Annotated in this window: 17 protein-coding genes; 16 read left to right on the forward strand and 1 reads right to left on the reverse strand. The window is 35.3% G+C overall.

Features of this window, described 5'->3' with window-relative positions; translation table 11 throughout:
- Positions 1-6: 6 nt before the first annotated feature.
- From E2636_RS00320 to E2636_RS00330, 3 genes are all read left to right on the forward strand, one after another.
- Complete coding sequence (locus tag E2636_RS00320; protein WP_134207982.1) at positions 7-840, forward strand: MetQ/NlpA family ABC transporter substrate-binding protein; 834 nt, start codon at positions 7-9, stop codon at positions 838-840.
- A 142-nt stretch (positions 841-982) separates the two neighbouring features.
- Positions 983-2,380 carry an LLM class flavin-dependent oxidoreductase gene (locus tag E2636_RS00325; RefSeq protein ID WP_134207984.1) on the forward strand — a complete coding sequence of 466 codons (1,398 nt, stop codon included), beginning with the start codon at positions 983-985 and terminating at the stop codon, positions 2,378-2,380.
- 619 nt (positions 2,381-2,999) lie between these two features.
- Positions 3,000-3,320 carry a putative quinol monooxygenase gene (locus E2636_RS00330; RefSeq protein ID WP_134207986.1) on the forward strand — a complete coding sequence of 107 codons (321 nt, stop codon included), beginning with the start codon at positions 3,000-3,002 and terminating at the stop codon, positions 3,318-3,320.
- Between the two features lie 282 nt (positions 3,321-3,602).
- Here the strand turns inward: E2636_RS00330 and E2636_RS00335 are convergent, their stop codons facing one another.
- Positions 3,603-5,105, reverse strand: coding sequence for a sensor domain-containing diguanylate cyclase (locus E2636_RS00335; protein WP_134207988.1), 1,503 nt, complete (start codon positions 5,103-5,105; stop codon positions 3,603-3,605).
- 1,416 nt (positions 5,106-6,521) lie between these two features.
- Between E2636_RS00335 and E2636_RS00340 the strand changes: the two genes are divergently transcribed.
- The 13 genes from E2636_RS00340 (at position 6,522) to E2636_RS00400 (ending at position 21,861) form a co-directional block, all read left to right on the forward strand.
- On the forward strand, positions 6,522-6,710 hold the full coding sequence (locus tag E2636_RS00340; protein WP_134207990.1) for a hypothetical protein: 189 nt from the start codon (positions 6,522-6,524) through the stop codon (positions 6,708-6,710).
- A gap of 194 nt (positions 6,711-6,904) precedes the next feature.
- Complete coding sequence (locus E2636_RS00345) at positions 6,905-7,132, forward strand: transcriptional regulator (RefSeq protein WP_134207992.1); 228 nt, start codon at positions 6,905-6,907, stop codon at positions 7,130-7,132.
- Entirely contained in the window at positions 7,129-7,485 is a 357-nt protein-coding gene (locus E2636_RS00350; RefSeq protein WP_134207994.1) for a YolD-like family protein, read from the forward strand. Before E2636_RS00345 ends, E2636_RS00350 begins: the two co-directional genes overlap by 4 nt.
- A gap of 555 nt (positions 7,486-8,040) precedes the next feature.
- On the forward strand, positions 8,041-8,226 hold the full coding sequence (locus E2636_RS00355; protein ID WP_017380938.1) for a hypothetical protein: 186 nt from the start codon (positions 8,041-8,043) through the stop codon (positions 8,224-8,226).
- 22 nt (positions 8,227-8,248) lie between these two features.
- Complete coding sequence (locus tag E2636_RS00360; RefSeq protein WP_134207996.1) at positions 8,249-8,551, forward strand: DUF4212 domain-containing protein; 303 nt, start codon at positions 8,249-8,251, stop codon at positions 8,549-8,551.
- A gap of 45 nt (positions 8,552-8,596) precedes the next feature.
- Positions 8,597-10,273: a sodium:solute symporter family protein gene (locus E2636_RS00365; protein ID WP_134207998.1), complete on the forward strand. Its 1,677-nt coding sequence runs from the start codon at positions 8,597-8,599 to the stop codon at positions 10,271-10,273.
- A complete protein-coding gene (locus E2636_RS00370) occupies positions 10,245-12,149 on the forward strand; it encodes a DUF294 nucleotidyltransferase-like domain-containing protein (protein WP_134208000.1) in 1,905 nt (634 codons plus the stop codon). The genes E2636_RS00365 and E2636_RS00370 overlap by 29 nt, the downstream gene beginning before the upstream one ends.
- A 30-nt stretch (positions 12,150-12,179) precedes the next feature.
- Positions 12,180-12,827: a 3'-5' exonuclease gene (locus tag E2636_RS00375; RefSeq protein ID WP_134208002.1), complete on the forward strand. Its 648-nt coding sequence runs from the start codon at positions 12,180-12,182 to the stop codon at positions 12,825-12,827.
- A 406-nt stretch (positions 12,828-13,233) separates the two neighbouring features.
- Positions 13,234-13,668, forward strand: coding sequence for a hypothetical protein (locus tag E2636_RS00380; RefSeq protein ID WP_134208004.1), 435 nt, complete (start codon positions 13,234-13,236; stop codon positions 13,666-13,668).
- A gap of 750 nt (positions 13,669-14,418) precedes the next feature.
- Positions 14,419-16,125, forward strand: coding sequence for a DNA cytosine methyltransferase (locus tag E2636_RS00385; RefSeq protein ID WP_134208006.1), 1,707 nt, complete (start codon positions 14,419-14,421; stop codon positions 16,123-16,125).
- A gap of 570 nt (positions 16,126-16,695) precedes the next feature.
- Entirely contained in the window at positions 16,696-18,177 is a 1,482-nt protein-coding gene (locus E2636_RS00390; protein ID WP_134208008.1) for an ATP-binding protein, read from the forward strand.
- Between the two features lie 91 nt (positions 18,178-18,268).
- Positions 18,269-20,845, forward strand: a complete 2,577-nt coding sequence (locus E2636_RS00395) for a Z1 domain-containing protein (protein ID WP_243840704.1) — start codon at positions 18,269-18,271, stop codon at positions 20,843-20,845.
- A complete protein-coding gene (locus E2636_RS00400; protein ID WP_134208012.1) occupies positions 20,842-21,861 on the forward strand; it encodes a PD-(D/E)XK motif protein in 1,020 nt (339 codons plus the stop codon). The genes E2636_RS00395 and E2636_RS00400 overlap by 4 nt, the downstream gene beginning before the upstream one ends.
- Positions 21,862-21,863 lie beyond the last annotated feature (2 nt).

Consider the following 21,863-nt stretch of genomic DNA (forward strand, 5'->3'; position numbering starts at 1 on the left):
AAACTAATGAAATTTCATAAAATAATATCTATAACGATCATTCTGGTCCTATCGGCAATGTTATCCGCATGTTCAGCTTCTGAAAAAACGAATGCACAATCCGACAACAAAAAAATCAAAATTGGTGCAACCGCAGGACCTTATGGTGACCAGCTAAACGAAGGAATCAAGCCCTATCTTGAGAAAAAAGGATACGAAGTAGAAATCGTTGAATTCAACGATTATATTCAGCCTAATGTGGCACTAAACGAAGGGGACATTGATGCCAATGTATTCCAAAATTATAATTATTTGAAGAATTTTGCCGAAGAAAGAGATATGGACATGATTGAATTGATAAAGGTACCAACAGCACCTATTGGTATTTATTCTAAAAAACACAAATCTATCGATGATGTCGAAGATGGCCATACAGTAGCCACATCAAATGATCCAGTAAACCAAGCACGTGCATTGATCATGCTTGAACAAATTGGCTGGGTTAAATTGAAAGAAGGAATTGAACCAACAAAAGCATCTGAAAAAGATATTGCCGAGTATATAAAGAAAATAGTGATTGAACCACTTGATCCTGCACAAACGCCAAGAGCACTTGAAAGCGTAGATTATGCATTTGTTAATGGCAACTTTGCCATATCTTCCGGTTTAAAATTATCAGAAGCGGTTGAATTAGAAAAAACGCCGCCTTCTTACATGATCGGGGTTACGTTAAGAGGAGAAGATAAGGACAGCCAACTAGGAAAAGACCTTATAGAGGCTTACCAATCAGAAGAGTTCAAGAAATTAAATGAAGAAAATGAGAAATACCAAGGCTATGTGTGGCCCGATTGGATGAAATAAAAAGAAAAGTGTAGGAAACCTTGTTAGCCTGACTTTGGCGTTGGAAGGAGAAAAGGAAAACATTCCGCCTTTCTGACCCCATGAAGGGGATCTGCAGCCTGACCTGTGGAACTAACAGCAACTATTGAAATGGGGTTAAGCAATGACTAAACAAATTATCATAAATGCATTCGATATGGCTAGTGCTATGCACAATTCTCATGGATTGTGGAAGCATAAGGATAGTGAGAGACAACGCAACTATAAGGATCTGGATTATTGGATTAAAATGGCCAAACTTTTGGAGCGAGGAAAGATCGATGCCATCTTCTTTGCTGATGTACTTGGCGTCTATGATACATTCAAACAAAGTAAGGAACCATCTATCCGTGATGGTCTACAAGTACCTTTATTAGACGCCGCATTAATTATTCCTGTAATGGCAAGCGTGACGGAAAACCTTTCTTTTGCCTTTACCGTAAGCACAACATACGAACAGCCTTTCGGAACTGCCAGACGTTTTTCCACTCTAGACCATTTAACAAAAGGAAGAGTGGCTTGGAATGTAGTCACTTCCTATTTACCTAATGCAGCGAAGAATTTTGGCCTTCATGAGATGATCAAGCATGATGAACGCTATGATATTGCTGAGGAATTTCTCGAAGTATCGTATAAGCTTTGGGAATCTAGCTGGGAAGACGGAGCGGTTATCGACGATGCCGAGAATAATATGTTAATAGACTCTTCCAAGGTACATGAAATCAATCACTCTGGTAAATATTTTAATGTTGAAGGTCCTCATTTAACTGAGCCGTCCTTACAGCGTACACCGGTCATTTACCAAGCAGGAACTTCTGAAAAAGGAAGAGCTTTAGCTGCGAAGCACGCAGAATGTGTTTTCGTGGGTGGACCGACGCCTGAAAAAATCAAGTACTATACAGAGGATATTAAAAGTCGTGCCGAACAATTTGGTCGAGATCCAGACCATATTAAGATTTTTTCATTCCTAACTGTCATCGTGGCAGAAACAACAGAATTAGCGGAGTTGAAATTCCAAGAGTTCAACAGTCTGTGGAGTCCTGATGCTGCCATGGCTCAATTTGGCGGAGCAAGTGGATACGACTTAGCTGAGTTTGAAGAAGTGGACCAGGAGCAGCCTTTTGAATTTAAGCCTACAGAACATGGCCACTATAAAGCAGCTTCATTAACTACAGATTACAAGAAAAAATTGTCTATTAAAGAAGCAATACAGCGACTTGAGAAATTAGACCGAGAAACAATTATTGTGGGCAATCCAAGCGAAGTGGCAGATGCCATTCAATATCAATTTGAAGCGTCAGGAGTGGATGGATTTAATCTAAACCATCTTGTTACGCCGGCGAGCTTGGAAGACTTTATTGATTTAGTCGTCCCAGTGTTACAAGAAAGAGGACTTTACAAAACGGAATATAAAGAAGGAACACTAAGAGAAAAATTGTTTGACCATGAAAGTAGCCTATTGCCAGAGAGTCATCCTGGCAGCAAATATAGAAAACCTAAACCAATTAGTGTGTGGGCTTAGATTACAGCTTAAAGGACCGAATGATTTTTAGAAACAATTGAGGCACACCCTTCACTTTAAGGGTGTGCTTTTAACACTAGAAATCCTTAACGAAAAGACTGTCATTCTATATCGGCTATGGTTTCCGGTTCGCTATGGACGGCTCACTAGCAGCGCCATAACCTATAGAGTAAAAAGAATTGCGATGTGACGTTGTCATATCGCAATTCTTCTTTTTTAAAGGCAATCTTGCGGCTGGTGTACGTCCGTCCGTCGCTCTCCTACAAACATAACGTGCACAGTTCTTTGATTTTGGTTTACTAGAGAATAGATAGTTACTACATAGAAAACATGCGGCCGAAGATGCAATTTCGGCAGCTTCATACTTTTTTTATAGTATTGTATTCCTCCAAAATTGAAAAAAGATTGCGTCACTAGTCTTTCAAACAGGAGCGTAGCAGAAAAAGAGACATTTAGTTAAACGGGTGCTTTCCTATAATAACCGTTGTCTTCTATTGTTTTACAAACGAGCAGGTTAGTTTAGAAAAAAAGTTTTTATTAAATTCTATTTATAGGGCTGAGAGGGTAATCGTGTCTCGATGTAGAAACAATTAACAGGCGAAAAATTAAGGAGGACGATATGAGTAAATTTAGTTTGTTTGGTAAGTTTATAGTACAAGAAGGCGAACGAGACACAATGGTAGATATTTTGTTAGAAGCAGCAGAATCAATGAAGAATCTAGATGAATGTGAGATATATCTCATAAATATTTCTGAAAGTGAACTAAATTCTGTTTATGTTTATGAAGTGTGGAGCAATGAAAATGCCCATCAAGCTTCTCTTACCCTTGAAACTACACAAACATTAATAAAGCGTGCAAAACCAATCATTACTGGAATGGAGAGAATCAGCACCCTTGAAACAATGGGTGGAAAGGGAATTTCACCGAACTCTTATTAGACCAACCTGCTCTTGATATACTGTATATAAGGATGCTTTAGTTGAATAAGGGACCGCTAAATCACTGAAATAATCAATAATTAAGTTTTACTATGTATCAATCCCTTCGATCGGTCTCGTTAATCAAGTTAGCTTTACCAATGAGACCGTTATAACGGGGAAAACCAGTAACCTCAAGGGCTACTGGTCTTTTTTATGGACTTGCGTTCTGAATAGCGTAACGCTGAAATTTAGTTAATAGGTGAAAAATGTATTCGTGCCAGGCACATTAATACAAAAGTATCACGACAAATTTTCTGAGTTGTTTTCATAAAAGGTAAATTGATTTTTTCCTTTTTTCTTTGATATATACATGGCAGTGTCTGCATGGTTAAGCAATTCATAAAATTTTTGACCGTCTTTTGGTAGCTGACTTATTCCCAAACTTGAAGTAATGTGCATTGTGTATCCTTGTATTTCGTAAGGTTCACTAATTACTTCAGTAATTAGTTGGGCAAATGAGCCAAGTTCTTCTTGTTGTTGATGTTGCACCAAAATAATGAATTCATCCCCACCTATACGAGCTACCATGCCTGGAGTATCTTGCATTAAGGTTGTTAAACGGGACGCGACTGCTTGAAGAAGAGAATCTCCCGCTGCATGCCCATATACATCATTTATTGCTTTGAAACCATCCAAATCAAGGAATAGAATCCCTAGTCGCTCTGAAGATTCAGCAAATGATTCAAAATCTCGCTGCAAGCGGAAGCGGTTAGGAAGACCTGTTAAAAAATCAAGATAGGCGAGCCGTTTAATTTCTTCATGCGATTCTTCAAGGGATTGCATCATGTCGTTGACCGTATGTTCCAAGACATAAATTTCATCTTTATTTTTTCGGCTGTAACCAAGACGAGTTGATCCATCTTTTGATTCTTGAATATCACGTAGTTGTCCCGACAAGGTTGTAACGCGTGAAACAATAAGTCGGTCAAGCAAGATATAAATTAATAAAACGATCATCAAAATCATCACGATGAATGTAATGAATAAGTTATTTATACTATCTAGTTTTTGAAGGAAGTAGTCCCGATTCTGCAACATGGAAATTTCAATGTACTTTCCATCGGTTATCTCTTCTATATAAAGCGTTCCTAGAAGTTGTTTATTGCTAATAATCTGAATATCCTTAAGCTGTGCTGACTGTTTCGTGACTTGAGTGAAGCTCTCTAGCTGTAAGGACAAATTCATTTCTAACGTTTCAATAAATAGTTGATCAATCAAACGAATCATAACCATTTTTCCGTTGGATGGCCCCTCACCATTACTTGGGTAAACCTTTTCAATATCGATCAAAGCTAGTCCTTTTGGTGTGCTTGCTAGAAAAGGGAGTTCTTGATTTTTGGTATTATCGATTAGGGTTTGTATCGTTTGTTTCATTGAAGAATCGATGGGTTCAATCCCTGAGCCGTTTATATATTGATTATTCTTATCGTAAAATAGCATATGCGTAATTTCTAGATTATCAAATGTCGCATCCATTAAATTTCGTTCGACATAGTTTCTATTATTGCCTTCAATAAACTCAAAGGAATCGTCCCAAACCGCCCAATCCAAGGAGAGCCTGTTCAAATCTTCTTTTTCGGATTCAAAATAATTATGTACCATGTCCAGATTTAGTTCTAATCGCTCACGGTCCAAGTGATCTCCATCCCTAATTAATAGTGGACGGGTGACTAACATTAGAAAAGCTAGAAAGAGAACCATGGATATACCAATAATGAACAATGTCTGTACTTTCAATTTCATGTGAATTCACTCCAGTATAATTACCTTAATAATATTATACTGCTAATCATGGTATTAAAATAGATAATTAACCAAGTTATTATAATATAAAATTACTTATAAATGCCTGCATAAAAGGGTTTTTAAACCAATTATAAGTGTTTAGTCGAAATCTGCTAATCTATTATTTTAGATGAATTTTCACATAGTGAAAGATAATAATTTAACGTTAAATTCATTTAAAATAATTTTAGTGAAATTCGATGATGGATTCCTTTGTTGACCATGATTTAAATAATTGCGCATGATAAAAATCCGCATTTGAGGAGATTAGAGAAAAATAAAGGGGTATTTACAATAAGAAGAAAGTGTGAATATTAAAAAGTGAAAATATGGTGAAGTGTAACTTGTATTGAGGAAAGCTATCGAATATTATTATCATTCACATAATAAATGTATAGATATTTATAAGAAAATGCTGTGATGATAACAACCATTCTTAATGATTTTTTCAAAAAGTTAACTAGGCCCGATAAATTTTTAGCAATCGAAGAAAGGCTGAAATAGAGTCTTAATAAACAAGTTGACTTCAAATTGAGATGAGCCTAAGATGATTTCTTCTTTTAAACAGGAGCGTAGCGAAAACAGATCCATTCAGCTGCACTAGTCGAATCAAGCTGGAAACTGCTGAATGGTAGCCATTTCGCTAAGCTACATGGCCCTTTTCTGTTGGTGACGGTTTGTTCATATAAATATCCAATTACTAGTAGCAGTTTCAGCAAGTTAACTAGGTTGTGAGATGAGTTTGGCCGATAAATCCTGAGAGTGGCCGATAAAACTCCAGAAGTGGCCGATAAATCTTCCAAAGTGGCCGATAAACACCCGAAAATGGCCGATAAATTTTTAGCAATCGAAGAAAGGCTGAAATAGAGTCTTAATAAAACAAGTTGAGATGAACCTCAGATGAATTCATCTTTCGAACAGGAGCGTAGCGAAAATAGATCCATTCAGTGCCACTTCGAACCTTCTCGTTAATCAAGTTAACTTTCAAAATTAGGCCATTTGAGAAGGTCATGAAAAAAATAATTAGAAAAAATTCTAAATATTGCTGGATTATTTAGAATTTTTAGATAAAATAAGAAAAAGGAGGAAATTAGTTTGAGTTCTGGGTTTAACAGTAATCATACTTTTTTTCATAGTAGTTGCAGTGAGTATTGGCATTAATCTAAGAATGATTCACAAAGAAGAATTCAGGAATTAGAGGACGAGAACAGAAATCTTTAAAAAAGTAGGACCAATTAAAAATGGATCTTATTTGTTAAACAGTAGGAGCAAAGAATAATCCGAAATATGCCGAAGATATTCACTATGAAATGGAATATCCAAATTAAGAAGCTCATTTTTGAGGAAATGTAATTAGGAAGAGGAGGAAATTAGATGGATACTCTTATTGGATTATTACCGATCATACTTTTCTTAGTACCAGCAGCGTTAATCATTGGCATTATCGTAGTGGTTTCTTCCAAAAATTCAAAGCCTAAGAATGATTTAGAAAGAAGAATTCAGCAATTAAAAGAAGTGAACAGAAATCTTAAGAGCAGAAACAGGAAACACATGTTTTATTAGCCCAAAATCAACACTAAAGGAAAACGGCTCATTTATTTTTGGAGCTGTTTTTTATTTTTCTTTACATAAGTATACTGAAAGCCCCTCGAAAAAAGAAAGATCACTCTCATGACAACTTCCAAATATACCCTTCAAATATTTCTTGATAAAAGAACAAACGTTCGCATATAATAAAAGGAAAGGAGATAACACGAATGAAAGACACCATTATTAAATATATGCAGCGACAAAACAGTGTGGAAATGATTTATCTTGCACGGGATGGAAACATCACAAAACGTCGTGTGAAAGTCATTAAGGCCTGCGAAGACACATTTCAAGCGTACTGTTTTACAAAGAAGGCAAAGCGAACTTTTTACTTTGATCATGTTCTCGCAGTGGTCCCTGTCATTCGAAGAGAAAGGGAGGACGTCATTTCATGAAAATTAACCGAGGTCTAAAAGTCCAAGATGACCTTAAAGATCGCGGAAACATCAAATGGACGGCCATGATGCTACCAGAACATGTGATAGAACTCCGTGAATGGCAAGAGGACCAAGACAAAGTTAAAAAACCTGTACTCGATGAATTTGATTACGATACCATGCAAGAAGAAATTGAGCGAGCACTGATAAGCCGAATGGAAACACGTCTCACCTCATGGAAGAAAGACAAACTTTGCTATCATCAGGGCATTATCAAAGAAGCAAACAACCACTATCTTCGCTACGAAGACCCAGTCGGTATCCATCAACTGCCGCTCGAAGAACTCGTCGGTGTGATGATCCTTACGTAACTTTCTATGGTAAAGATCCAAATTACATCTTCGGCAGCCTGCTTCTAATCTCTCGTTTACCAAACTCAAAACACTATGTGCTTATAGGTTGCCAGTTTTACTCTGCGACGAGTAAGCGCTTGATTTACCTTTATAAAAGACGACATGGAAGTGACAAAGTCACTTCCATGTCGTCTTTTATTTTTGAGATGCGTTGCAATCCGATGCGACCCGGAAATTCATGTCGTACTGTGTGGAAAATCTTTTTTCAGGTGGAAATTTCGCCATTTTTCTTTAAATTAATACAAAACGTACATATTTCTTAAAATCAAAATAATTTTCTATTGTGAGTATTAATACCTAAGGTGGATGATTACTGTTATAGATTCTTCGGAGGTTGAGCGCTTTTACATCGTGATAGGGTAGATAACTTTTTAAGATAATAGGTTATTTATCCTACTAATCTATGGGAATTTAATGTTGACAGGAAGAGATATTACAGGAATAATAAGGAAAAGTTAGAATTTTCATTATATTCTATTCTTTTATAAAACACTTAAAGTTCGGAGGGGTAAAATGATTCCGGTATGGGTATTTGCAATTATTACAATCGTTTCTGTGTTTCTGGCATTAAAGCTGAAGAAAAAGTGGTTATTTGCATTACCGCTATTAGCAGTTGGTAGTTTGCTTTTAGTAGAAATAATAAAAGTTCCCTTACCATTATGGGAAACGATTCAATTTATCTTTGATTTAAAAGGCTAGAAATGAAAGGGGAGAACATGCGGTGAAGAGAATTGATAAAAAAGTGGCAGATGCTTATTTTAAAACACGTACGACTTTAATAATGAGCTTTTTGGGGATAGGAGTTATTGTGTCATTTGGTGTTGTATTATTCGCTGAATCTTTAACTGAAGTTACGTTTATTGGAATCCCAATTCATTATTACATGGGAGCACAAGGTGCAATCGTGACGTTTATCATCTTATTATTTTTAAACGCCATTATTAGTGATCGTATCGATAAGAAATACGGCATTGATGATTCGCGAAATGAAACAATTGGTAAAGGTAAACCGATGGATCACTAAAATATTGTAACTGTAGAAAGAGCTCGATTAAAGGAGGGAAATACTATGGAAACACAATTTATTGTGTCATTTGCATTCATACTAGCAACATTTGGATTATACGTAGGGATCGCTATTTTCAATAAAGCAAAGGTTGCTTCTGATTTCTATGTTGCCGGTCGAGGCGTTCCAGCGATTTATAACGGGATGGCCATCGGGGCAGACTGGATGAGTGCTGCTTCTTTCATTGGTTTAGCCGGTACCGTTATGATCTTGGGATATGACGGACTTGGTTACATTATGGGTTGGACAGGCGGTTACTTATTACTAACATTCCTGTTAGCTCCTCAACTGCGAAAATACGGTCGATACACAGTGCCAGAATTTATAGGAGATCGCTATGATAGTAATGTAGCTAGATTAATTGCTGCTGTTGCAACAATTATCATCAGTTTTACATACTCGATTGGTCAAATGTCAGGTTCAGGTATTGTTATTGGTAGATTACTAGAAATTGATTATCGTCTTGGTACGATTATTGGAGCAGTTTTAATCGCGATCTATGCTTCTTTAGGCGGGATGAAAGGGATTACATGGACTCAGGTTGCTCAATATGTTGTGTTGATCACTGCCTATTTAATACCTGTAATTTTCATGTCTCTTCAATTAACAAATAACCCACTTCCATGGGTATCTTATGGTGAAGTGTTAGAACAAATGAAAGTTCTCGACGCGGATCTCGGAATCTCGGATTACTTAACCCCATTCACCAATGGGACCAAGTGGCAATTCATGGCTCTAATGTTTACGCTTATGGCTGGTACAGCTGGATTGCCTCACGTAATTGTAAGATTCTTTACAGTTGCAACAATGAAAGCTGCTCGATGGAGTGGCGCTTGGGCACTTCTATTTATTGGACTACTTTACCTTTCAGCACCAGCATACGCTGCATTTTCTCGTTTCATTTTGATGACGAAAGTGGCGAATTCTCCAATAAATGCGTTGCCTGAATGGACAAAATCCTGGGTAGATACAGGCAAGCTTCTGATTGCAGATACAAATGGTGATGGAATTTTACAATGGACAGAATTACAAATCTCAAATGATATCGTAGTTATGGCGACACCAGAAATTGCGAATTTAGGAATCTTTGTTATTGGATTGATGGCGGCTGGAGCGATGGCTGCTGCATTGTCTACTGCTGGTGGACTAATGATGGCCATCTCTTCTTCGTTATCACATGATATATATTTCCGTTCAATCAATCCACAAGCGACAGATCAAAAACGTTTAGCAGTTGGTCGTTGGTCTATTATTATCGCTTCTCTAGTTGCAGGTGTTGTGGCACTTAACCCACCTGGCGCGATTACACAAATTGTTGCGTGGGCATTTGCTTTAGCCGCTTCATCCTTCTTCCCGGCATTACTACTAGGAGTGTGGTGGAAACGTTCGAATGCAGCTGGTGTCATTTCAGGTATGCTCGTAGGTTTAACTGTCACACTCGGATACATTTTCGCTGCAAAATATGGCGGATTTACGATTTTAGGAATTATCGATACAGGAGCTGGTGTCTTTGGAACAGCTGCAGCATTAATAACAAATATCGTCGTGTCTCTTGCTACTAAGCCACCATCTAAGAAAATCCAAGAAGAAGTACAGGATTTACGTTATCCAGAACAGATGACGTATAGAGATGGAGAGGTGTGGTTGGATAATGGAGAAGACATTCCGCCAACCAAGTAACGGAAAATCGATTAAAGATTTTGTGAAAAACACGCCGCTTTTTAAAGGAAGAAATCAACTCGAGTTTGATCAGCTGTATGGTCGTTGCGAAGAGCGTCAGTATGATAAAGGAGTGTTGATAGCGAACGCTAGAAAGAAGAGAGCGGGAATACTACTCGTCACTTCAGGTTTAGCGGAAGTGTATGCAGCAGGCTATCAACATGAACGAGAAGTGCTCGAATTAGCTGGTCCAGGTGGAATTATTGGATTAGCTAGTTTGAGTAATATGTTGAAAATTCAGCAAAAACCGCCAAATACAGTAGAAATTCAAGCATTAGAAACAACACTTGGGCTGTTTCTTCCTTACGATGTCGTCAAGGAAATGCTGGAAGAACATGAAATTCAACGTTATTTTTTAGAAAAAGTGGTGTTTAGACTTCAAGATGTCTATCAATCATTTACTGAGCAGCTGCAGCAATCCAGCTTTATGGATAGTCAGAAAAAAGTATTTCAAAGGGTGCAAGACATGATGTCTTCCCCTTTGCTCATGCTGCCACCATCAAGTTCAATGTTAGATGGTATTCAATTTATGTATAAAGAGGGACTCAGTGCTGTCGTTTGTCTAGACTCTTATTCCTCACAATCGCTGGTCGTATCGATGAGGGAAATCATCTCTGCGATTGCACAAGAGAAACCTATGACAACGAAACTTTTAGAGATTGTTGGGAAAGAAAGCATCACAATCAAACGTTCCGCATATTATTATGAAGCGTTAAGCATCTTTCAAAAGAATCCAACTTTGCGACATGTAATCGTTGTAGATGAAATGGAAGCACCAGTTGGGATGCTGACACTTTCTGATGTACTAAAGCAGAGACATCGCTCGATACAACAAGTGATGGCAAATATTGATCACTTGGACGAGACATCTGTAGAGGAAGTATCACAAAAAGTGAAACAAGTGAGTAGTCAACTTTTAGAAGAACGAGAAAGTATACGATTAATTGTTTCTACAATGACACCAATCTACGATGAAATTGTTAAAAAAAGTATCGAACTCGCTCAACAACGTCTTTTAAAAGAAAATGGTCTCACAACACCTTGTGAATTCGTATTTTATCAAATGGGAAGCGCAGGTCGTGGGGAACAACTTTTGATGACGGACCAGGATCATTTTTTAGTGTATGAAAAATCAACCAAGGCAATAGACGACTATTTCAAGCAACTTGCAGATGAAATCGTTCGCCTATTAGAAATGGTCGGGTTCAAACGTTGTGATGGGGATATGATGGCTAGCAATAAAATTTGGAGAGGTTCACTTGCAGATTGGCAACAACGTATCCATCGTTGGACCATTAATACCACAACACAAAATACATTGTACGCTTATAATTTCTTTGCGATGAGGTGGGTGAGCGGGGATCGCTCACTACATCACGACTTTATGAATGCGATTAACGAGGAACTTGAACGGTCGGGGATTCTTTTATTACAAATGGCGAGAGAACTTAAAGGGACCATCATTCCTTCATTAGATCATCGTATCCTTTCCTTTATTTTGCGTGAAGGAAAGGAAATTGATCTAAAGCTACGCGTATTGTTCCCATTCCATCACTCCCTTCAGTTGATATGCTTAAAAAATAAAATTGTTGATGGCTCTACCTTTGAAAAACTTGAATCATTGCGTGAATTAAATCGTTTTGATGATAGTACGTTAGAAGAGTTAAAAGAAAGCGCAGATTATGTGTTAATGGTAACCCTTCAACAAAAACTATTAGTAGGAAATTCTAAAGTACAAATTGACAAGCTAACATCTAGAGAAAAAGCGTTGCTATCGAGAGCCTTGACAGTGTTACGCGAGTTTCAGATGACAGTTTTACGAGATATGGGTGTATAGGAGTTGGGTACGTGAAGAGGGGGAGAACGAATGGCAATTTGGTCAAAGAGGGTATTTCAAGATCGTATAAACCGTGAAATCCCCCTTTCAACACCACTTGATGAATTGAGTTTTTTGGTTGTAGATACGGAGACGACAGGATTTGCAGTTGGCAAGGACGATCGACTAATTGAAGTTGGAGCTGTGCCGATTGTAGGTTTAAAAGTTCTCGAGAATAAAACCTTTCAATCGTATGTGAACCCTAAGCGTGATATCCCTGAAATTATTACTAATTTGACATCGATTAATAACAAGGATGTAGAAAATGCACCTGACTCACTCCAAGTGATTGAAGATTTATTTGCGTTTGCCGAAGAGCATGGTGCTCATAGCATGGTTGGGCATTATCTTACATTCGATATGCAAGTGCTTAAACATGAACTTCGTCGTGCAGATATCAAATTTCAACCACCCCCTTCAGTCGATACGCTTGATTTACTGTCCTATTTAGTGCCGACCTGGGAATTAAAGGACCTTGAATATTATGCTGTTGTGTTTGAAACACGAATATTTGAACGGCATAGTGCTCTTGGAGACGCGTTAACCACTGCTTATTTGTTTTGTGAGCTATGTGAGCGGGTTCAAGAGCGAGGTAAGCACACATGGGGGGACCTTCTAGCTCTTAGTCCTGTTAGATAGAAGGAAACCGTAGTGGTCTTAAAAATGAATACCTTGTTTTCCATAAAGAAAACGACCGAAATTGCTTCTTCGGTCGTTTTTTACTTTCTCTTTTACACTTCATAGAACCATCCGTTTAAATCCATCTACGTATCGTTGTTAAAATGTTTATTTTGATCAAGTGTAACGGCGGCGGTAGTATTCAAACCTGTTAGACAATGGCCGATTACTTGCGCAATGAAGCGGGAGAAACCATTAATAGGCATATTTGTACGAGTTAAATCGTATCTTGATAAGAATGCATACCGGATGTTCTTTGCTTTCGTATGGATATGTAATTATATAGTGGGAATTTTCCCTCAAATTAGTATTTTATGATAAATTTTCGGTATAATGAATATACCATATAATGAGAGGGTTGATTTACATGTCTATTGCTAGTGAATCGTCTAAGGTGAATTTAGCCTTTTTAAAAAATGATTTAGGTTTAAATCAAGTTAGAAACACAACGCTTTTTCAAAAAGATGAATTCTTCATTATTTCACCATCCGTTCAAAATAAGAAGAATTGGTTTGATGTGAGTGAGTCAGTGATGGATAACTTCGATCCGGAGAATCAAGAAGGTTATTTACTGATACGATTCCAAGATAAGTTTCTCATGGCTAAATTACAAGCATTTCAAAAGCAAATGATGATTAATGGTTCTCAGGCAAGTAGTAAATCAAAATCGCCTCATTGGAAATTCAAAGTAATAGAAGCAACGAGTCCGTATATTGTAAATATGGGAGATATCAATCTTAACTACCCGATACAGATGCCTAGTGAAAATCAATTAAAGAGCTTTTTTAATAAGGAAAGCTAAATTTTTGTTGAGTTCATGTAGAACGAGTCCATCCGAAATTTAAACATATATATGTGTGAAGAACGGACAGCTGGGCTTGTTTAAGGACTAAGGACTTTAAATGGGTTGTTTTGTAATGCTAGTTTGAAAGTATGCGAAAATAAGATGCCTGTGTGCTTTTGTGCACAGGCATCTTATTGGTACTAGATTATAAACAGACAGTACAGGTACTATTTATTGTCCAGGGTGCCGACTTCACTTGACGGACCTTACTTTTATTCATCCAGTTTAAACATTTGGGTTACTAAAGAATTGTCACCATGTATTCTTTAAAGGGAACGACCGAAGATTCAATTTCGGTCGTTTTTTACTTTCATTTACAAGTAATCATAAGTTTCTTATACAATCAAAAATCAGTTACTTTTATACAATATATCTTTTTAATACATATTTTATTAGTGGAATTGATTTCATATTGAGTGCATCAAAAGCGTTGCTTTGATGCAAATTCGGTGGATAAGTAAAAGGTGAAAATTAACCATGTTAAACAGACTCTCATGTCTTATAATGGTCATAGTAACTTTCTCTATTCTGTTAATGAGTGTGTCGAACTCTCATTATATAAGCTTGTAGTAGCAAGAACACAGAATTTAAAAATTGAAATACAAACAAAATATGCTAATAGCAAGGTTGCGTTTTCCTCTAATTTGAGTTATGCTGCATATAATAATGATGAGAATACATGTTCTGCATTAGGAAGGAAATACGCTGATGAAAGAAACAACATTCAACTTAGTTGACCTTTTTGCAGGCGCTGGGGGATTAAGTATTGGTTTTACTCAAACTGGCAGATTTAATGTTATTGGTGCTGTTGAAATTAATGATGCGGCCAAGGAAACTTTTATTTATAACCATGGAAACAACAGAGATATCATCTTATCGGTTGATAATTCAGGCAGAAGTGATATAACTCAAATGGACTTTAATAGTTTTAATTTTGAAGCAGATAAAACCGTTGTAGTGGGTGGTCCGCCTTGTCAAGGTTTTTCAAACGCAAATCGTCAAAAAAATTATCTTATTTCAGGAAATAATCAACTAGTAAAGGAATACGTTCGAGCAATAAGAGACATTAAACCGATAGCATTTCTGATGGAAAATGTAAAATCAATGAATTCCTCAGTCCATAAGTTTTTTGTAACAAAATCTGATACTAACAATTTGAATGATTTTAGTTCGGAAAAACATCTTGATCAAATCTCAAGTCAAACGAAAGAATCATTATACACAACAGATTTTATAACTTTATTAGAAACTGAGAATATTGCTTTAAATAATGTGGCTTCTAAATTTGTGGACATAAAAGATGTTCCCAAACCTATCGTAGAAGATCCGCAATTAATTATTAGACTTAGAACTATAGAAAGTAGATATAATAAAAGTGGATCTGTACTGTTGAAAACAAATAAAGAAAAACAAGAAGTAAGTAAGATAATTGAGTTATTAAAAGAAAGAGTGAATGGTGATGCAGATATTAATTGTATGCTTAATGAAGCAATTGTTTCCCTTCAATTATTAATTAAGGACCCTACAAGCTATAACGAGCAAAAAAGTTATTCAATGGATTTCGTTGAATATAATCGCTTTTTAACACGTTGTCAGGAACTCCAGGACGAAAAAATTGATTGTGATAAATTTATATTTGAAAATGAAGAAAAGTATATTGTGAAAATTCAGGTTAAATCATATAACGTAGTTGAATATTTAACTAGTGTTTTTGAATATTATGGATATAAAGTGGACAGTAGAGTACTTGATGCATCTAAATTTGGTGTTCCACAACGAAGAAAAAGATTCATGATGCTAGGAGTAAGAAAAACAAGACAATCAATAATTCTTCCTCAAAAATTAACAAATAAAATCTTTACTGTAAAAGATGCCATAGAAGATTTGGAAGAAATTAAACCGCAACATGAACTAGAGAGTTATTGTTCAAGTAATTATGAAAATCATCAAATTCAAAGTGATTTAATTAAATATTATCGTAAAAATATTGATGAAACATTACTCTTTAACCATGTGAATACTAAGAGTACTGAATTAGTAAAAGCGCGTTTCAAACATATATTGGAAAAAGGCGGGAAAAACTTTCACAGTCTTCCAGAAGAATTAAAAAAGAGTTATCAAGACGCATCCCGAACCCAAAATACGGTTTATTTAAGATTGAATTATGATGAACCTTCACCTACAGTAATAAATGTTCGGAAATCAATGTGGCAACATCCAAGCAAAGCGCGAGCTTTGAGTATAAGAGAAGCCGCAAGATTGCAATCGTTCCCAGATAACTTTGAGTTTATGGGTAGAAAAGATGAACAATACCAGCAAGTTGGGAATGCTGTCCCACCTTTGTTAGCTAAAGCAGTTGCTGAACAAATGCTTAAATATTTAGATAGTATGACAAATCAGAAAGACAGTTGCTGATAAAAGTGACTGTCTTTTTGATTTGTCAAATTCTCTTGTTAATTATTTAAAAAATGAAGATTCTTTTTACTTAATTAAGAAGGGTGGAATCTCTCAATCCCTGAGAGACCAGTAATAAAACAGAATTGTAAAATAAAACTTAATAAAGGAAGGAATGCTAAGTAAGTGGGGAAAATACTTTATGGAAATTGATTTTAACTCAGCCTAGCAACGCGACCTGTAATTAATAGCATTACGTTCACTCGGATAATGCTAAAGGTGCTAACGCAGACCCCCATAAATATAAAAAGTATGAAATTTTATAATGCAATTTGAATATAACCATGGAGGTGGATATATCCAAATTATTGACCATGGAATAAGAATGACTTATTTAGATATCCAAGTTGGTAAAGCTGAACGGAATAGCTTTTGTATAATATGGGTGGAGAACCTATACAAAAAATTGGATCAGAATTCGACATTTAATTTAAAGAGTATATGATGTATTGAAAGTTCATCATATACTCTTTTTTGATATTTTGATAAGCTTAACTTAACTTAACTAGAAATTATTGGGAGATGGTAGATTTGTATACAATTCTTACACAGCCTTCAGCTGCTCCGGTTATTCAATCTTTAAGGAATATTGGATATAAAGCACAAACAGCTATTGCAGATATTGTCGATAATGGGATAGATGCAGAAGCAACTGATATTCATATTACTTTTAAATACGACAATGGTAATGGATATATAAAGATACAAGATAACGGCAAAGGTATGACAGATAAGGAATTACAAATTGCCATGACAATCGGTTCTAAGGATCCAAGAGAAGAACGCAAGCAACATGAGCTTGGACGTTTTGGAATGGGATTAAAAACAGGTTCGTTTTCTTTAGGTCAACGTCTAAGCGTACTGACGAAAATAGATGGAGTTATCTCTGAACGTTGCTGGGATTTAGAATATGTAAGCACACATAATGAGTGGTATCTGTTTAAAGAAATACCAAGTGAAGTTAAATGGAAAATGGGAACAATCGATTCTGATAATGGGACAATTGTATTTATTGATAAGTTAGATAGATTTTGTGGATATGGGACAGAAAAAATCATTCAATTAAGTAGTTATTACGCTAAGGTAGCACGTATTAGAAAATTTTTAGAAATGGTCTTTCAGGTCAAATTAGATAACGGTCTTAATATCTATATAAACGATAACTTTTTAGATTCATGGGATCCGTTTTTATGTGAACACCCTAAAACTTTGGAAGGTGAAACGCAAATAATAAAGGTTAATAGAAAAAGAGTGAAAATAACCCCATATGTATTACCTCATCCATCAACATTTAATGAAACTGAATATAAAATAGCGGGTGGTATCAAAGGATGGCGTGATCAACAGGGATTTTATATTTATCGAGAAGGAAGACTTGTTAATTTTGGGGATTGGTTTGGTTTATTTACAAAAGATAGTTTCTCTGAATTAGTCCGAATTAAAATTGATTTTACAAATAATGCAGACGATGATTGGAAAATTGATATAAAGAAATCAAGTGTTTCAATACCCGAAGATGCTAAAGAAAATCTAAAAGCAATTGGTAAATACTATAGGCAAGTTTCAAAGGAAATAATGCTTTATAGAGCAAAACCTTCACGTACTCAGTCTAAAATGAAAGGTTCATTACATACTTGGGAATTAGCTAATGATGAAGCTGACAGTCCGTATCTATTAAATCGTAATCATTCTATATTGACAAATATATTGAAAGATATTGATGAAGATATGCGTAGAAAATTTAACTTGTATTTAAAGTTAGTTGAATTAGGATCACCTAATAATTTATTGCATTCTTCCAGTTTAGTGAAAAAAGAAAAGCAAGTACAAGAAGTGGATGAAAAAATAAAGTATTACATTATTGAACTATCAAAAACTTTAATAGATTCAAATGAAATAATAATCCTTGAAGAAATAGTGGATGCAATATCTCTATTCCCAGGATTTGAGTCTGTAGAAAGAACGACTATTAAAAATATATTAGAAAAGGATGTGTTAGTTAATGAACGGTGAGCTAAAAGATCGATATAACAGATCATTCAAAGACACTTATGATTTTTTCAAAAATAACGGATTTCCCAATCCTTTCGAAAAAACTCAGGAAATGGTAGAAAGTAAGTTGCAAAAAGAATATGCAGCTATTAAGAAATCGGATTTAGAGAGTCTAGCATTAGAAATGTACGAAAAATATGAGACATCATTTACAATTCCTAAATCAAATACAATGAGAGGGGAAGGTTGTGGTAATTGGTTTGGAGAAACTACCCCAAGTTATCGATACTATTGGCCTCGGTATAAGAGATATTTAGAAGAGTATAAAAAGTGGGAATTAGAGACTGTTGAATCTATAAATGAATCGACTAATGAAATTTTAAGGTCCGTTGGAGATCCCAATAATATAGAATCATTTGATGTAAGAGGATTAGTGCTCGGATATGTTCAATCAGGTAAGACAGCTAACTTTACAGGACTTATTAATAAAGCGTTTGATGTAGGCTATAAATTAGTAATTGTATTAGCTGGTATGCATAATGATTTACGTTCACAAACGCAAATTCGTTTAGAAGAAGAAATAGTAGGCACAATTGATAAAAATACGGATGAAAAAATTGGAGTTGCTCAAATAAGAAATGATGGAGAACTAGTGGTTACTTGGACAACTAAGGAGAAAGATATTTCAACAGCGGAGTCTGGAAAAAGACAAAACTTTGGTGTGCCCAATTTGCTAGTAGTTAAAAAGAATAAAGATGTATTAGAATCACTAAAAGAGCTCTTATCACAAAGTATTCGCCTATCAAGTGAAAATGCAAATGTACCAGTTCTAATTATAGACGATGAAGCAGACCAAGCATCTATAGATACATCTAATCCAAATAAAAATGAAGACCCTAAGACAATCAATCGTCTAATTCGTGAAATCTTGGAGTTGTTCAAAAGAAAATCATATGTAGGATATACAGCTACACCATTTGCCAATTTATTAATTCGAATGGATGCTGAACATGAATTTGCCGGAAGAGATTTATACCCAAAAGATTTTGTAATTGGGTTACCTAAACCTTTAGGATACTGTGGACCTGCAGAATATTTTAATGTAACAGGTTATGAAGAAGATAATAAACCATTATTTATTCGTCATTTAAAACAAGAAGACTTAGACTTATTTGATGGTATGAAGAAAACTGTAGATGCTGATAAATTTATAAAAGTTCCCGAATCAATGAAAGAGTCAATTTTAGCTTTCCTTATTACTATAGCAGTACGTAATCTTCGTGGACAAAATGGGCAACATAATTCGATGCTTATCCATACTTCAAGATTTACAGATACACAAGGGGTTATGCAAGATGTAATTGAAAGGTATTACCGTGAGATGTCGAATGATATTGTTTACAATGGGGATAGCAAATTTATTTCAGAGTTGGAAACCTTATATTTGAATGACTATGCGCCAATACAACAGTTGGTCTATTCCGATATTCCAGTTTTGGAGTGGAAAAAAGTATTGAAAGCAATTAAGAGCATAATTAGTGCTGTACATATAATGGAGATTAATGGTAGTAGTGGGCAAGCTTTAGAGTATCACAAATATAAAGAAGATGGACTAAACGTTATTGCTATTGGTGGTGACAAGTTGTCTCGAGGTTTAACCCTGGAAGGCTTAAGTGTTTCTTATTATTATCGTAATACGAATATGTACGATACTTTAATGCAAATGGGTCGTTGGTTCGGATTCCGAAATGGCTATATGGATTTATGTCGTATTTATACTTCTAATACAATTGCTGATAATTTTGAGCATATGGCTCAAGTAATGGTTGAGTTAAGACAAGAATTTGATTATCTTGCGAACAATAATCTTACACCTGAACAATATGCAGTTAAAATGCTTGATCACAATAAAATGTCAGTAACAAGTTTAGCAAAAATGCGTTCAGTAGACCGTCTATTTAATTACAGTGGTACTATGCAACAAACACGCATATTCGAAGCCCAAAAATCTGTTTTCGAAAAAAATATGAAAGCAACCGTTCAATTTATTGATTCAATAGTTGAGCCTTTTATCATTCAATCAGGAGATACTACTTATCATATTGCTAGAAATGTACTAAGTGAGCAAGTAGTAAAATATTTAGAAGACTATGAAACTGCCTCAACTGTAAACAAAGTAGATAGTAAAAAAATCGCGGAATATATTAAGCGATTAAACAGAGAAAATAAGCTACTAAATTTTAACGTAGCTGTAGTCAATGGTACAAAGAGCACATTAATGCGGAAAGATGTTGTAGCGCACGGAATAGAAAAGTTTCCGGTGAAATTAGGGAAAATAGATATAGAAAGTACAGTTATTCGTGCTACACAAAGAGGTGGAAATCATGGAGTGAGTAAGGTAGATATTGGTGCGCTGGTGGCGGCTAAACAAGAATTTATAGATTTGAATGCTGCAACGCAAATTGAGCGAAATCAAAATAATCCTTTGATACTTGTATATCCGTTACATCCAGAAGTAGGTGTATTTAAAAAGTTAGGACATAAATTTGATGATAATCTTGTGCCGATTGGACTAGCTTTCTCGTTCCCAAAAGTTTATGTGACAGATATTTATGAGGATGGAAGTGTAGTTGAAAAATTTGGGGATTATGTTGTAAATAAAACAGTAGCGCGAGGTAATAGTCAATGATAAATATTACAGAGGCTTTTAGAAACCTAATTGAGCATTCCGAGCAAGAAAATACGAAAGAAGTATATAAACTTAAAACACTTTTTTTTCAACAGCCGTTTACCATTATAGGCATTGATTTGATAACAATGGAAAGAAGACTTTATATTGATATTACAGAGGAAAATTGGGATGAAGAGCAGTTGAAATCCTTTCCAAAATGGAAAGGGTTGTCTGTTAAAAAGGAATTTTTCGGTAAAATTGGTCCGCTAAAAGAAAAGGATTTCCTGATTATTGCTCAAGAAACTGAGAAAAGTGAAGAAATTTTTGAAAAGATATTACAAAGTTTAGTGGATCGTATTTTTGAAAAAGAAGATCGAAACTTATTTTCTATTATATATGAGATATTAGATCGTTGGCATAACTTCTTTCGATATAAAAATAATAAAAAACTTTCAACAGAAGAACAGATGGGGGTATTTGGGGAATTGTATTATATTCATAATTGGTTGAATAAATTCCCAGAAGAACCGCCACTAATTGTGAATTATTGGAAGGGTCCTACAAGACATAGAATTGATTTTGTGAAAAATAATATAGGTGTAGAAATTAAAACAATGTCTCCTAAATTACATGAAGAAATCCGAATTTCTAGCGAAAAACAATTAGAGTTAAGTACTGTTATAAAAAAGATTTATCTTTATATACTGAAGATTGAAGATACACAATCAGATGGACAAACTATCCAAGATTTAATAGATTCGATTAGAATTAAGTTGTCAGATAGAGCGCCATCAAGTTTAATGAGATTCAATGATTTATTAATGGAACTATATATTGTAGATGGAATATACAATGATATTTTCTTTTATGTACACAACGAGGAAACATACGAAGTAACTAATCAATTTCCAAGAATAACAAGTGAAGACTTGCCGATAGGTGTATCAAATGTATCGTATTCCATCGATTTATCTCATTGCAAAAACTTTAAAATTGAAACAGAGAAAGCTTATTATTTAAGTAAAGAAGGTTAATT

The organism is Paenisporosarcina antarctica (assembly GCF_004367585.1).
In the GTDB taxonomy this organism is placed as follows: Bacteria; Bacillota; Bacilli; order Bacillales_A; family Planococcaceae; genus Paenisporosarcina; species Paenisporosarcina antarctica.